The following is a 12,804-nucleotide window of genomic DNA, read 5'->3' on the forward strand; positions in this document are numbered from 1 at the left end:
CAGGGGCTTATGCTGCGGTGAAACCAAAAGGTGCCGCAGTGCAGAATAATCCGCATACCACGCTTATCACTCCAAAAGCGCCCGTTGCCGCCAATACCCATGGTGGCCGGGCAAAGTGCCTGCAACGACTGGTCCGGCTGGACATGCCGGTGCCGCGGACCGTGGCCCTTTCTTTTGACGCGGTGCAGCGAATTGCCAAGGGCGACATTCCCGACATCGCGGCCATTCTGGAACAGTTCGACGCCGAGTCATTGCTGTGTGTACGGCCCAGTTCGGAAGATCCTGACTGGGGTGGACCGGGGGCGGTGCTGAATATCGGCATGAACGATGCCCGGTATCTGGACCGGTCTGCGGAAATGGGGGCGGATGCGGCGGCGGCGCTATATCTGCGGTTTGTGCAGAGCTATGCGCTCCATATTGCGCGTCTGGACCCAGATGTATTCGATACCATCGATGCGGATGGGCGCGAAGGGCTGAGCTTGTCCCTGCGAGCGTATGAAGATGAAACCGACGAGGCCTTCCCGCAAGATCGAGGAGAGCAACTGATTGGTGTTCTGCGCTCGATGGCGCGTGCCTGGGATGGCACGTCGGCCCGGCTGCTGCGGCAGGCCAAGGGCGCACCTGCGGATGCCGGTTTGGGGCTGGTGATTCAAGAGATGATCCCGGGCGTCGGGCAGGGCGAATGTGGCTCGGGCGTATTGCAACTGATTGACCCTGCGACAGGCATGCCCCAGATCACGGGCCGGTATCTGAGCCAAAGCCAGGGGCGCGATGCGCTGGGAGAAGGTGTCGCTGCGTTATATCTGGAAAAGGATGAGCGCGGCCAATCGCTGGAGGATGTGGCGCCCGAGGCGTTCGCCGATCTCAAGGCCCACGCCGCGCTTATGCGTGAGAAGTTGCGCGAAGAGATGCAGGTCGAATTCGTGGTGCAGAACGGCAAGGTGCATATTCTGGACGGCGTGCGGGTTCCGCGCGGGTCGCGGGCCGGGATGCGGATCGCGGTGCGCTTGGCCGAAGACGGGATCATTCCGCCGCAAGAGGCCGTGATGCGGATCGACCCGCATTCGCTGAATGAACTTCTGCACCGGCAGGTCCATCCTGAGGCCGAGCGTGATGTGCTGACCACAGCCATCGCGGCCAGCCCCGGTGCAGCGACCGGTCGAATTGTCTTTACGGCTGCCGAAGCGCAGGCCAGCGCCGCGCGGGGGGAGCCCTGTATTCTTGTGCGCCGTGAAACCTCGCCCGAAGATGTGCGCGGAATGCATGCCGCAGTAGCTGTTTTGACCGAAAAGGGCGGGATCACCAGCCATGCGGCGGTGATTGGCCGAGGTCTGGGTCTGCCGTGTATCGTCGGCGCGTCCGAGATGCGATTCCAGACCAAGAAAAAGCTGCTAAGCGCACCGGATGGGCGTGTGTTCAAGACAGGCGATATTCTGACCATCGATGGGACTTCTGGTCAGGTTCTGGCCGGACAACCCGAGATGCTTGAAGCGGCGTTGGATGATTGCTTTCAGACACTGATGAGCTGGGCCGATGCCGAGCGGGACATCGCCATCCGCGCCAACGCCGATACACCCGCTGACGCGCAAACTGCGCGAAACTTCAAAGCAGAAGGGATCGGGTTGTGCCGAACGGAACACATGTTCTTCGATCCTGGCCGCCTGACCGTTATGCGCGAAATGATCTTTGCGCAGACCCCGTCTGGACGTGCCGCTGTGCTGGAACGGTTGCTGCCGATGCAACGGCAGGATTTTGTGCAGTTGTTCCGGATTATGGAGGGGCAGCCGGTCTGCATCCGCCTGTTCGATCCGCCCTTGCACGAGTTTCTGCCCACTACGCGCACTGGTCAGCGCGAGCTGGCTGAGGCGCTGGATTTGCCAATCTCGGATGTCGAACGTCGGGTCGAGGCGATGAGCGAGTACAACCCGATGCTGGGATTGCGCGGGGTTCGTCTGGGTGTCACCGTGCCGGAAATCTACGACATGCAGGCACGCGCGATCTTCGAGGCGACGGTTGAGGCCAGCAAAGAAGGTGCCCCTGTCGTGCCTGAGGTCATGATCCCGCTGGTCTCGGCCAAGCGCGAGGTTGAACTGGTCAAAACACGCATTGATACTGTAGCGGCCGAGGTTGCCTCGGAGCAGGGGCAGGAGTTCGACTATCGATTGGGAGTGATGGTGGAAACGCCTCGGGCCTGTCTGCGCGCGAATGAGATTGCGCCGCATTCCGCTTTCCTAAGCTTTGGAACAAACGACCTGACCCAGATGACCTACGGATTGTCGCGCGATGACGCGGGGCGGTTCATGTCGGCATATGTCCGCCAAGGCGTGTTTGGCGAAGATCCATTTCACGTTCTGGATGCAGATGGGGTAGGTGAATTGCTGAAGCTGGGGGCCGAGCGCGGGCGCCAAGCCCAACCAGACGTTACGCTTTCTGTCTGTGGCGAACATGGTGGTAACCCCGAATCAATCGCTATCTGCCGGTCACTTGGATTCGACTATGTGTCCTGTTCTCCTTTCCGGGTTCCTGTCGCTCGGCTGTCTGCCGCTCAACTGGCGATTTCGTCCAAACTTGGGGGTTGACTAACTGTCTCCTACCTAGAAATAGTGGCGTAAGAAACGTTCCGCTGTCGATAATAATTGGCGGCGTGAGCGGTTTTTCTCTTGCATTTTTTTCAGAACTGGACGTCTCGCTTCGTCTGGGGTATTAGCCTCGTCGCGCCCGCCGGGGGAGGGTATGGCGCGTTTGTGCCTGTGCGAGGTTATCTGATGAGACGCTACATAGTGGCTGTTGCCGTGGGGGCCGCAGCCTTGCTACCGAGTTTGTCCTTTGCCGATAGGCAAGGCGATACAAAATCTGTTGAGTTGGTCACACGTAACGAGTTGCCAGCACAAAGCTTCCGCGATTACCTGAAACTGTTTAAGCCGCGTAAGGCGCCGGAAAAAGTCGAAATCTCCTACACCAAAGCCTGGCTGGACCAGCAGCCAAAGGCGACCGGAGATGAAAATTTCCGTTGTCTTGCCGAAGCGCTGTATTTCGAGGCTCGCGGTGAAAGCGTACGCGGTCAGTTTGCAGTGGCCGAGGTTATCCTGAACCGGGTTGAAAGCGGTCGCTTTCCGGATTCACTGTGCGGTGTGATCAAGCAAGGAACGGGCAAGAAATATCAGTGCCAGTTCACCTACACCTGTGACGGGCAGAAAGAGATTATCAACGAAAAACGCGCTTATGATCGCGTTTCGAAAGTCGCCCGTGCCGCAATCGATGGTGTAGCTGAAGAGATGACCGCAGGTGCCACGCACTATCACACCAAGGCAGTGCGCCCGTCCTGGTCCCGCGTCTATAAAGAAACGGCGCGTATTGGCGTGCATATCTTCTACAAGCACAATTATCGCACGGCCAGCAACTGATTGACGCACCAGCGCTGGAAGGGTGCTGGCAACAGGCGTTTTACCAACTATGTTGCGAGCCAGGAGGCTCGCAATGACCATAACACGCCGACAGTTTCTGCAATCGACCCTGGCCTTGTCGATGATACCACGCGTGGCGATGGCATCTGCCACCGAACTGGTGGCACAGACTTCCCTCCAGCAGATCGCGCCCCAGGGATATCCGGAAACTCCGGTCTGGAGTTATGGCGGCGGTGTTCCGGGCGCGGAAATCCGTGTTCCGCAGGGGGCTCGGGTACGCCGCAAGCTTGTAAACATGCTGCCGCAACCAACGACCGTTCACTGGCATGGCATCCGGATCGACAATGCGATGGATGGAGTGCCCGGCCTGACGCAGGAAGTTGTGCAGCCAGATTCCAACTTTGAATATGATTTCGTGGTGCCGGATGCGGGAACTTATTGGTATCATGCGCACAACCAATCGATGGAGCAGGTCGCGCGTGGGCTTTATGGCCCTTTGATCGTCGAAGAAGCCAGCGGACCCGATGTTGATCAGGACCTGACCTTAATGCTGGACGATTGGCGCCTTGACACCGAGAGCGCAAAGATATCCAGCGATTTCGACAATGCTCATGATCTGAGCCATGCGGGTCGGCTGGGCAACATTGTAACGGTGAACGGAGAGTTTGACCCTTCTTATCCAGTGCAGGCGTCTGAACGATTGCGATTGCGGGTGATCAATGCCGCGAATGCCCGGGTATTCGACGTAGCGCTCGACGGGCTTGCTGGCTGGATTGTTGCGCTTGACGGTATGCCGCTTGAGGTTCCATTGCGAATTGAGAGCAGTTTTCCTTTGGCGCCTGCGCAGCGGGTTGACTTGATCGTTGATGTTTCAGCGGAATCCGGCCAGACGGCAAGTATTGTGAGTGTAGAACGGGATGGCGCTTACGGACTCGTCAAATTTGATGTGTTCGGAGTAGCATCGCGTATTGCTGATGCAAAAGTTAGACCGTTGCCAGCAAACCGAATGCCCGAAATTGAACTGCAGAATACACCTCTGCATCGTATGACGATGCAGGGGGGTGCAATGCGCTGGCTGGAGAGCGCCAAATTGGGCGATTCCGAGCTGTCGGGGCGCGAGTTGGCTCAGCTTGGACGATTCTGGGCTTTGAACGGATATGCAGAGCGGCAAGATGATCCGTTTCTGGATGCGCGATTGGGATCAGTTCATCGGATTGAATTCGCAAATGAAACGGCGTTTCCACATGCGATGCATCTGCATGGACACCATTTTCGCATTATCCTGCAGGACGGTACACTGGGGCCGTGGCGCGACACTGTTCTAGTCGAACGAGGGCAGGTGCGGCAAGTAGCGTTGGTAGCTGACAATCCGGGCAACTGGCTGTTACATTGTCACATGCTAGGCCATGCGGCATCGGGTATGATGAGCTGGTTCCGGGTCACGTAACGCCGCATTCCGTAGCTGGAAAGGCGTTTGCTGCGATGCTATACGCCCGCGAAACGCCTAAAGTGGGCTGATCATCAGTCCACCGAGCCCGAAAAGGTCCGCCGCATGAGCTCTGAAATCCGTCTTGCCTTTGCGCACCCGTCCGAACGGTCCGAGGCTACCGCCGCGCGCGGTGCGCTGGACCGCATTTCGCTGCGCGATCACATCGTTGAGGTCGAGATCGGGGCGTTTCAGGCCGAACGCGGTACCACGCAACGGATCTGCTTTAACATCGTGGTCGAGGTGCGTCCGCTGACAGACCCCATCGATGATGACGTGGATCGTATTCTGTCTTACGACCGTGTAACCGAAGCGATTGCGTTCGAGCTGGCTGCTGAGCGACTAAATTTGCTCGAGACACTGGCAGATCGCGTGGCGGAGCGCATTCTGCTTGAACCTCAGGCTGTAAGAGCCTTTGTTCGCATTGAAAAACTGGATCGTGGGCCCGGCGCGCTTGGCGTCGAGATCGTGCGCGGCAAGGATGCGGTACATCATGATGTGACCGAAGAAGAGCGGCCACATCCACGGTTGGTCTTTCTGTCGAATGCAGCGATTTCATCAGGTAATCTCACCGGCTGGATCGACCAACTTGAAAATCGCCAGCGCCCGCTGATCCTGTGTGTTGGGGCGTCTGATCTGGATGTGCCGCAGACGGGTCACGCAATGACCCAACGCCGGATAGATTTGTTGGCAATTGAACAGAACGCCTGGGTTCTGGCTGCGCGCGATCACCGTTGCGTGGTCGTTTCAACGCGGACCGAGTTGGATTGGGCGATGAAAAACGGCCAGATTTGTGTTTGGGCACCCTCCAAAATTGTTCTGGATGCGGTCGATGGCCCCTCAGCCGCGCCGTCTGACGCGGTGGCGCTGGCTGCTTGGTTCGCAGCAACCTTTGAAGCCAGCGAGATGCTGGTTATTGGCGGAGACCTGCCCGAAGCCCCCAAAACGCCATTGCGCGCAGTTCCGGTGCAGCAGGCGCAACTGTGACCGTCTATTACCGCCCATTGGTCCAGCATGGGAGCACGCGCGTCGACGGGGCGGTACCACTAGCAGGGCAGGTGCTGTGGTTCTCACAGGCCGAACGGATTGAGCGCGGGCAAAGCACCCAGATCGTCGATGCCGTTGAAATCCCAAAAGAACAGCTGGATCGTCTGACCTGCGCGCGTCCAGCGATTGCCGGACTTGATATGGCACGAACGCAGATCATGGGCATTCTGAATGCCACGCCGGATAGCTTCTCGGATGGGGGGCTGTATAACTCGGTCGAGGCCGCTCGGACCGCTGCCGCCGGCATGGTAGCGTATGGTGCAAGTATTCTGGACATTGGCGGCGAATCCACGCGCCCGGGCGCTGATTTTGTGCCTGAAGACGAAGAGATTGCCCGCACACGCCCTTTGATTGAGGCAATTCGGGGCGAGACGGATGTGTTGATCTCGATCGATACTCGCAAGGCCGGTGTTGCCAAGGCGGCTCATCTGGCAGGTGCGGGACTGATCAACGATGTGTCGGGATTTACCTTCGATCCCAAACTTGCACCATTTTGCGCGCAGATTGAGGCTCCGGTTTGTGTGATGCATATGCAGGGTGATCCGACCACGATGCAGGATGACCCGCACTATGACAATGTTCTGCTGGATGTTTACGATTTCCTTGAGGGGCAAATCGCCCATCTTGAAGAACTGGGGCTTAGCCGCGATTTGATTGTCATCGATCCGGGCATCGGGTTTGGCAAGAATCTGGACCACAACCTGACCCTTCTGCGCAATCTCAGCCTGTTTCACGGGCTGGGCTGTCCAATCCTTCTGGGCGTTTCGCGCAAGGGATTTATTGGTCAGATCGGCAAAGAGCCGCGCAAGGATGCCCGCGCGCCGGGGTCAATCGCGGTTGCTCTGGCGGGAATATCACAGGGCGTGCAGATTGTACGGGTACATGACGTGGCCGAGACGGCTCAGGCCTTGCGTCTATGGGCCGCCGTCCGGTAATCCGGGCAAAAGGAATTTTCAGGAGACCGACTTATGCGCAAGCTGTTTGGAACCGACGGGGTGCGGGGCACCGCCAACACGCACCCTATGACGGCGGAAATGGCTTTGCGGATTGGCGCGGCTGTGGGGCGTTATTTCCGCCGCGATGCCTCAGGCGTACACCGCGTTGTCATTGGCAAGGATACGCGGCTGTCGGGCTATATGCTGGAAAATGCGCTGACGGCAGGTTTGACCTCGACCGGTATGAACGTGCTTCTGCTGGGGCCGGTGCCGACTCCTGCGGTAGGGTTGATGACGCGCTCGATGCGCGCGGATCTGGGCGTGATGATCTCGGCTAGCCACAATCCGGCGATCGACAATGGAATTAAATTCTTTGGGCCGGACGGGTTCAAGCTGTCCGATCAGGCCGAGATTGAGATCGAGCGGCTGATCGAAGAAGGCGTAAGCCCCGCACAGGCGCAGAATATTGGTCGTGCGCGTCGGGTCGACGATGCGCGGTTCCGTTATGGCGAGCGTGTGAAATCATCGCTGCCGCGCAATCTGCGCTTGGATGGGCTGAAGGTTGTGATCGACTGCGCCAACGGTGCCGCGCACCGTACTGCGCCGGAAGTTCTTTGGGAGTTGGGAGCAGATGTGATCCCGGTCGGCATCGCGCCGAACGGCAAGAACATCAACCTCGGATGTGGCTCAACCCAGCCTCGTGTTGCGGCCGAAACCGTGGTTTCACACGGCGCCGATGTAGGTATCTGTCTGGATGGGGATGCCGACCGCGTCGTTGTGATCGACGAAACTGGCGCTGTCGCCGATGGGGATCAGTTGATGGCTCTGTTGGCGACCGCGTGGTCCCGCGCGGATCAGTTGAAAGGCGGCGCCTTGGTGGCCACTGTGATGTCGAACCTCGGATTGGAGCGGCACCTGGCCGGGCAGGGGCTGCGTCTGGAGCGGACCGCCGTTGGCGACCGCTATGTGGTTGAACGGATGCGCGAGGGTGGTTTCAATCTTGGTGGCGAACAGTCAGGTCACATCGTGATGAGCGATTATGCCACAACCGGCGACGGTCTGATGGCGGGGCTGCATTTTCTGGCAGAGATGGTGCAATCCGGCAAGAAAGCCTCGGACTTATCGCGCCAGTTTGAGACGGTGCCGCAATTGCTGAAGAATGTGCGCTTTAGCGCGGGGCAGGCCCCGCTGGAAGCGGCCAGCGTCAAAAGCGCGATTTCCGAGGCCGAGGCGCGTCTGAATGGGCAGGGGCGTTTGCTGATCCGCAAATCGGGCACGGAACCTCTGATCCGGGTGATGGCGGAATGCGAGGATGCCGCACTGCTGACCCAAGTGGTCGATGGGATCGTATCCGAGGTTGAGGCGGCGACAGGTTAACGCCCCAGTAGCATTTTCTGCAGAGTGAACCACTGGCTGATTGCCAGCCCGGTTAGGATCATGGCAAGCGCGATATAGAACCGCAGCGGCAGGGCTTCGGATAGAATCCAGGCCCCGAACACCATCGACCAAACGGGCACCTGATAGTTCACCAGCGTCAGAAAGACGGACCCGGCGCTGCGGGTGATGGATACTCGCAGCAGGGTGGCGAAGGCCGTGGGGACAAGGCCTAGAACGATCAGGGCCAGACTGGGGCGCGTTCCCTGCCACGAGGGAAGCCCCTCGGTTAGCAGCATGATAGGTATCAATAGTACTGCGCCAACCAGCAGCGTCAGGGCTGCCAGAGCCATCGGTTCAATCGGCGGGCAGCGGCGGGTCAGGATCGACGAGCTGGCGTAGCACAAGGCTGCCGTGACGCAGGCCATTTGCGCCAGTGGCTGCGTACCCTGACCCAATTGCGCCAGACCGGGCCCGATCAACACAAGCGCGCCAGAGAAGCCAAGGCAAACGCCGACCAGACGCCGTAGGTTCATAGGCTCATCCGAAAAGAAATGTGCCAGCGGCAGAACCATCAGCGGAATCGCCGCCATGGACAGACCCGCAAAGGCCGAAGGGACAAATTGTTGCCCCCAGCTTAACAGCATGAAGGGAACCGCCGTCGACAGAATGCCGATGAAGAAAATCGAACTCAGAAGGGCTGGTGTCAAACTCGGAATACGCCGTCCGGTAAGGCGCATCAGCACCAGCAGCATAACGGCACCCAATGTGGTGCGCGACGTCGCCACGGTGACCGGTCCATAGCCTTCCAGCGCCATGGCAACCACCATGAACGTCCCGCCCCAGATGAGGCCCAGCGTGAAAACACCGCTCCAATCCTGTTTTGTCGGTTGTTGAACCATTCCATCCACTTATCCCGCGAATCTGACGGTGTCACGCGCTGATATTGACATTAGGTAAGTCATTACTTACCGTAAGATATGACTTACAAAGAAGTGCTTTCGGCCTTAGGGGATTCGACCCGTCGTCAGGTTTTTGAGGCGGTGGCCAAGCACCCCAGGGCGGTTGGTGATCTGGCAGCGGATTTGCCCGTAAGCCGCCCGGCGGTCTCGCAACATTTGAAGGTCTTGTCCGAAGCCGGGCTTGTCGTTTGCCGGGCCGAGGGAACGCGCCGCATCTATGCCGCCCGACCCGAGGGGCTGGCAGACCTGCGCGCCTGGCTCGAGCAATACTGGTCGGACGTGTTGGAGAATTTCGCCGCCGAGGTAAACGAAGGACGAGATGCATGATCGAACCAATCATCAAGACCATTGTTGTGAACGCAACGCCCGAGTGCGCCTTTGACATTTTTGTAAATCGCATCGCCAATTGGTGGCCATTGGATGGGCACGCTGTCTCAGCGGTGCAAGGCAAGCCTGCGCTGGCAGTTGTGATCGAACCTCATGTCGGCGGTGCGGTTTATGAAACCATGTTCGATGGCGCCCGCGCTGATTGGGGCAAGGTGTTGATCTTCGAACAGGGGGCTCGCCTGGCCTTCAGCTGGCACCCCGGCACCAACACCGACCGCCCCACGCGGGTTGAGGTCCGGTTCGCAGCCCACGGAGCCGGGCAGACCATGGTCACTCTGACCCATTCGGGCTGGGAAGTCTGGACATCTGAGGCGTCGGACAAACGCACCGGTTACGACAGTGGCTGGGATTATGTTCTGGGCGAATGCTACGCAAATGCTGTCACCAAATGAAAAGGGCGGCCACCGGGGCCGCCCTTTCGCTGACAATTGTCAGACTTAGTTCTTTTCTTTGTCGACCATTTTGCCAGCCGAGATCCAGGGCATCATGGCGCGCAGTTTTGCACCGGTTTCCTCGATCATGTGCTCATCGTTCGCACGGCGCGACGCTTTGATGGTCGGTTGGCCTACAGCGTTCTCCAGCATGAAGTCACGGACGAATTTACCCTGCTGGATGTCGTTCAGAACCTCTTTCATACGCGCTTTGGTCTCGTCGTATTTCAAAATACGCGGGCCGGTGACGTACTGGCCATATTCAGCCGTGTTCGAGATCGAATAATCCATGTTGGCGATGCCGCCTTCATAGATCAGGTCAACGATCAGCTTCACTTCGTGCAGACACTCGAAATATGCCATCTCGGGCGCGTAGCCGGCCTCAACCAGCGTTTCAAAGCCGCAGCGGATCAGTTCAACCAGACCGCCGCACAGAACAGCCTGTTCACCGAACAGGTCGGTTTCGCATTCCTCGCGGAAGTTGGTTTCGATGATGCCCGAACGGCCGCCACCGATGGCCGAGCAGTAAGACAGGCCGATTTCCAGCGCTTTGCCGGTCGCGTCGTTGTCGACCGCGACGAGGCAAGGAACGCCGCCGCCTTTGGTGTATTCGCCGCGCACGGTGTGACCGGGGCCTTTGGGGGCCATCATGATCACGTCAACGCCTTCTTTCGGCTCGATCAGGCCAAAATGGACGTTCAGGCCGTGGGCGAACGCGATGGCCGCACCTGGCTTGATGTTGTCGTGGACGTATTTCTTGTACGTCTCAGCCTGCAGTTCGTCAGGCATGGTGAACATAATAACGTCGCACCAGGCTGCGGCTTCGGCGATGCCCATCACCTGCAGGCCTTCCGCTTCGGCTTTCTTGGCCGAGGGGGAGCCTTCGCGCAGGGCGATGACCAGGTTCTTGGCGCCCGAGTCGCGCAGGTTCAGAGCGTGGGCGTGGCCTTGCGAGCCGTAGCCCAGAATCGCCACTTTTTTGTCTTTGATCAGGTTGATGTCGCAATCGCGATCGTAATAGACGCGCATTTCGCCGGTCCTTTCAGTTTCGATTGATGTGCTTCTATCTTGCGTGATTGCTATTGGCGATAGGGTTTGGTTTGGGTATTTGACAAATAGATGAAGAATAATTCTTCTATTGAACAAAATGTGAAAAAATCATGCTTGATGATGTTGATCGACGTATACTGCGCCACTTCCAGGCCGAGCCAAGCCTGACAACGGCAGAATTGGCTGAGCGATGCCGCATCACTTCGGGCGTCTGCTGGCGCCGGATCGAAAAGATGCAGGCGGCAGGAGTGATCGAGGGGCAGGAAGCCGTTATCGACTGGGCCGCCTTGGGCTATGCGGTCGAGGTCTCTTTGCGGATCACGCTGGACAAGACGCAGGCACGGGCGTTCGACGAATTCACGGCGGCGGCGCGGAACGTGGCCGAGGTGATCGAGATCCAGACCTTCCTTGGCCGGGTGGATGTGCGCCTATCGGTGTTGGCGCGAGATATGGCGCATTATCAACAGGTCTATCGCGATCGCATTCTGACCCTACCGCACATCGCCGATATCGAAGCCCTTATGCATATCGCCCGAGTCAAACGGGATGAGGTGCTGCCGGTATGATCGAACTGGATGAGATCGACCGCAGAATTCTGCGCGCGCTGGTGCAGGACGCGACCCAAAGCGCGGGGGCTCTGGGGCGCCGCTTTGGCTTATCGCAGCCTGCGACCTGGCGGCGTATTCGTCGACTGGAAGAAGCAGGCGTGATCAAGGGGCGGCGGCTGCGTCTGAATGCCGAGGCCCTGGGTTTTGGAGTGACCGTCTTTCTCGGCGTGAAACTTGCGCGAAAAGGGCAGGTCAGCCTTGAAGATTTCGAGCGCGCCGTCAGCGCCATTCCCGAGGTACAGACGGTTGAGCATGTGCTGGGTCTTTATGATTATCGCTTGCGCGTCGTGGCGCGGGATCTGGCAGACTTCGAACGGGTTCTGCGCCGAAGGGTGATGACCTTACCAGGGGCCGGAGAGGTCGAAGCCAATGTACTGCTGAGCGAAGAACGCCTGCCCGGGCCGATCGGTTAGTATTTAGTGCGGATGCGGAACCCCGGATGATGGGTCATGCGGGCGAAAGTCATCGGTTGCCCGTCCTTCCACGTGGTCCGTTCCAGCTGAATCATCGAAGTGCCAGTGGTCGTGCCCATGAAATCAGCTAGACGATTGTCCGCCGAGATCGCGCAAAAGGCGATTTCAGCTTCGGTGAACGGGGCAGCATTCAACAACCATTCGTGTGGGCCACTTTTGTTGAGGTCGGCTTGCTCGACCTCGGGCACGGCTTCGATATTGATCCAGCGTTCTTCAAGCTGGAAGGGGCGGTTGTCTGCATAGTGCATGCAGATCACGTGCAGAACGCGCGCGTCCGGTTCGACATTCAGTTGCGAGGTCAGCCAGCCGGGGCTGTAGACCACGTTCCGTTCCACCAGAGCATAGCGATAGGCTGAGTTTTGGTTCTCAACCGCTTGTCTCGCAAGTGAAATTTCAAGCTTGGCTTGTTTGCGTGGTTCTTTCTTGACCCGCGTTCCGCTTTTGCGCTTGCGCTCGACAAAGCCCTGTTCAGCGAGCTCCCTCAGCGCCCGGTTCACCGTGGCGCGGGCACAATTGAACTCTTCCGCTAATTGGGTTTCGGTGGGTAAAAGCGAGCCCTGAGGCCATATGCGGGATTCAATCCGCCGCTTTACCTCGTCTCGAACGACTTGAAAACTAATCCGCTTTTGCGCAGTCACGAGTAAAAT

13 protein-coding genes are annotated in these 12,804 nt (G+C 58.5%); 10 read left to right on the top strand and 3 right to left on the bottom strand.

Annotation, left to right across the window (positions count from 1 at the left end; translation table 11 throughout):
* Positions 1 to 17 precede the first annotated feature (17 nt).
* From ACR0MP_RS13705 to glmM, 6 genes are all read left to right on the top strand, one after another.
* Positions 18 to 2,579 carry a pyruvate, phosphate dikinase gene (locus tag ACR0MP_RS13705; RefSeq protein WP_170563328.1) on the top strand — a complete coding sequence of 854 codons (2,562 nt, stop codon included), beginning with the start codon at positions 18 to 20 and terminating at the stop codon, positions 2,577 to 2,579.
* Positions 2,580 to 2,765: 186 nt separating this feature from the next.
* Complete coding sequence (locus ACR0MP_RS13710; protein ID WP_170393504.1) at positions 2,766 to 3,404, top strand: cell wall hydrolase; 639 nt, start codon at positions 2,766 to 2,768, stop codon at positions 3,402 to 3,404.
* Between the two features lie 73 nt (positions 3,405 to 3,477).
* Positions 3,478 to 4,851 carry a multicopper oxidase family protein gene (locus tag ACR0MP_RS13715; protein ID WP_480886110.1) on the top strand — a complete coding sequence of 458 codons (1,374 nt, stop codon included), beginning with the start codon at positions 3,478 to 3,480 and terminating at the stop codon, positions 4,849 to 4,851.
* 105 nt (positions 4,852 to 4,956) lie between these two features.
* Positions 4,957 to 5,877, top strand: a complete 921-nt coding sequence (locus tag ACR0MP_RS13720; RefSeq protein ID WP_480886108.1) for a dihydroneopterin aldolase — start codon at positions 4,957 to 4,959, stop codon at positions 5,875 to 5,877.
* Positions 5,874 to 6,872, top strand: coding sequence for a dihydropteroate synthase (gene folP / locus ACR0MP_RS13725; protein WP_480886106.1), 999 nt, complete (start codon positions 5,874 to 5,876; stop codon positions 6,870 to 6,872). The genes ACR0MP_RS13720 and folP overlap by 4 nt, the downstream gene beginning before the upstream one ends.
* A gap of 33 nt (positions 6,873 to 6,905) precedes the next feature.
* Complete coding sequence (glmM, locus tag ACR0MP_RS13730; protein ID WP_170393497.1) at positions 6,906 to 8,249, top strand: phosphoglucosamine mutase; 1,344 nt, start codon at positions 6,906 to 6,908, stop codon at positions 8,247 to 8,249.
* Here the strand turns inward: glmM and ACR0MP_RS13735 are convergent.
* Positions 8,246 to 9,148 carry a DMT family transporter gene (locus ACR0MP_RS13735; protein ID WP_170405007.1) on the bottom strand — a complete coding sequence of 301 codons (903 nt, stop codon included), beginning with the start codon at positions 9,146 to 9,148 and terminating at the stop codon, positions 8,246 to 8,248. The genes glmM and ACR0MP_RS13735 overlap by 4 nt on opposite strands.
* Positions 9,149 to 9,226: 78 nt before the next feature.
* Here ACR0MP_RS13735 and ACR0MP_RS13740 point away from each other — a divergent pair, with 78 nt between their 5' ends.
* A complete protein-coding gene (locus ACR0MP_RS13740) occupies positions 9,227 to 9,535 on the top strand; it encodes a metalloregulator ArsR/SmtB family transcription factor (RefSeq protein WP_170405010.1) in 309 nt (102 codons plus the stop codon).
* Positions 9,532 to 9,987 carry an SRPBCC domain-containing protein gene (locus ACR0MP_RS13745; protein ID WP_480886104.1) on the top strand — a complete coding sequence of 152 codons (456 nt, stop codon included), beginning with the start codon at positions 9,532 to 9,534 and terminating at the stop codon, positions 9,985 to 9,987. Before ACR0MP_RS13740 ends, ACR0MP_RS13745 begins: the two co-directional genes overlap by 4 nt.
* A gap of 45 nt (positions 9,988 to 10,032) precedes the next feature.
* Here ACR0MP_RS13745 and ilvC read toward each other — a convergent pair whose 3' ends face one another.
* Positions 10,033 to 11,055, bottom strand: coding sequence for a ketol-acid reductoisomerase (gene ilvC, locus ACR0MP_RS13750; RefSeq protein ID WP_170393489.1), 1,023 nt, complete (start codon positions 11,053 to 11,055; stop codon positions 10,033 to 10,035).
* Positions 11,056 to 11,186: 131 nt separating this feature from the next.
* Between ilvC and ACR0MP_RS13755 the strand changes: the two genes are divergently transcribed.
* Both ACR0MP_RS13755 and ACR0MP_RS13760 read left to right on the top strand, forming a co-directional pair.
* Positions 11,187 to 11,642 (top strand): Lrp/AsnC family transcriptional regulator, encoded by a 456-nt coding sequence (locus ACR0MP_RS13755; protein ID WP_170393487.1) that lies wholly within the window; start codon positions 11,187 to 11,189, stop codon positions 11,640 to 11,642.
* Positions 11,639 to 12,097 carry an Lrp/AsnC family transcriptional regulator gene (locus ACR0MP_RS13760; protein WP_170393485.1) on the top strand — a complete coding sequence of 153 codons (459 nt, stop codon included), beginning with the start codon at positions 11,639 to 11,641 and terminating at the stop codon, positions 12,095 to 12,097. Before ACR0MP_RS13755 ends, ACR0MP_RS13760 begins: the two co-directional genes overlap by 4 nt.
* Here ACR0MP_RS13760 and ACR0MP_RS13765 read toward each other — a convergent pair.
* Positions 12,094 to 12,795 carry a GntR family transcriptional regulator gene (locus ACR0MP_RS13765; RefSeq protein ID WP_170393483.1) on the bottom strand — a complete coding sequence of 234 codons (702 nt, stop codon included), beginning with the start codon at positions 12,793 to 12,795 and terminating at the stop codon, positions 12,094 to 12,096. The two genes, ACR0MP_RS13760 and ACR0MP_RS13765, sit on opposite strands and share 4 nt — an antisense overlap.
* Positions 12,796 to 12,804 lie beyond the last annotated feature (9 nt).

The sequence above is a fragment of the Ruegeria sp. K3 genome, from assembly GCF_056531845.1.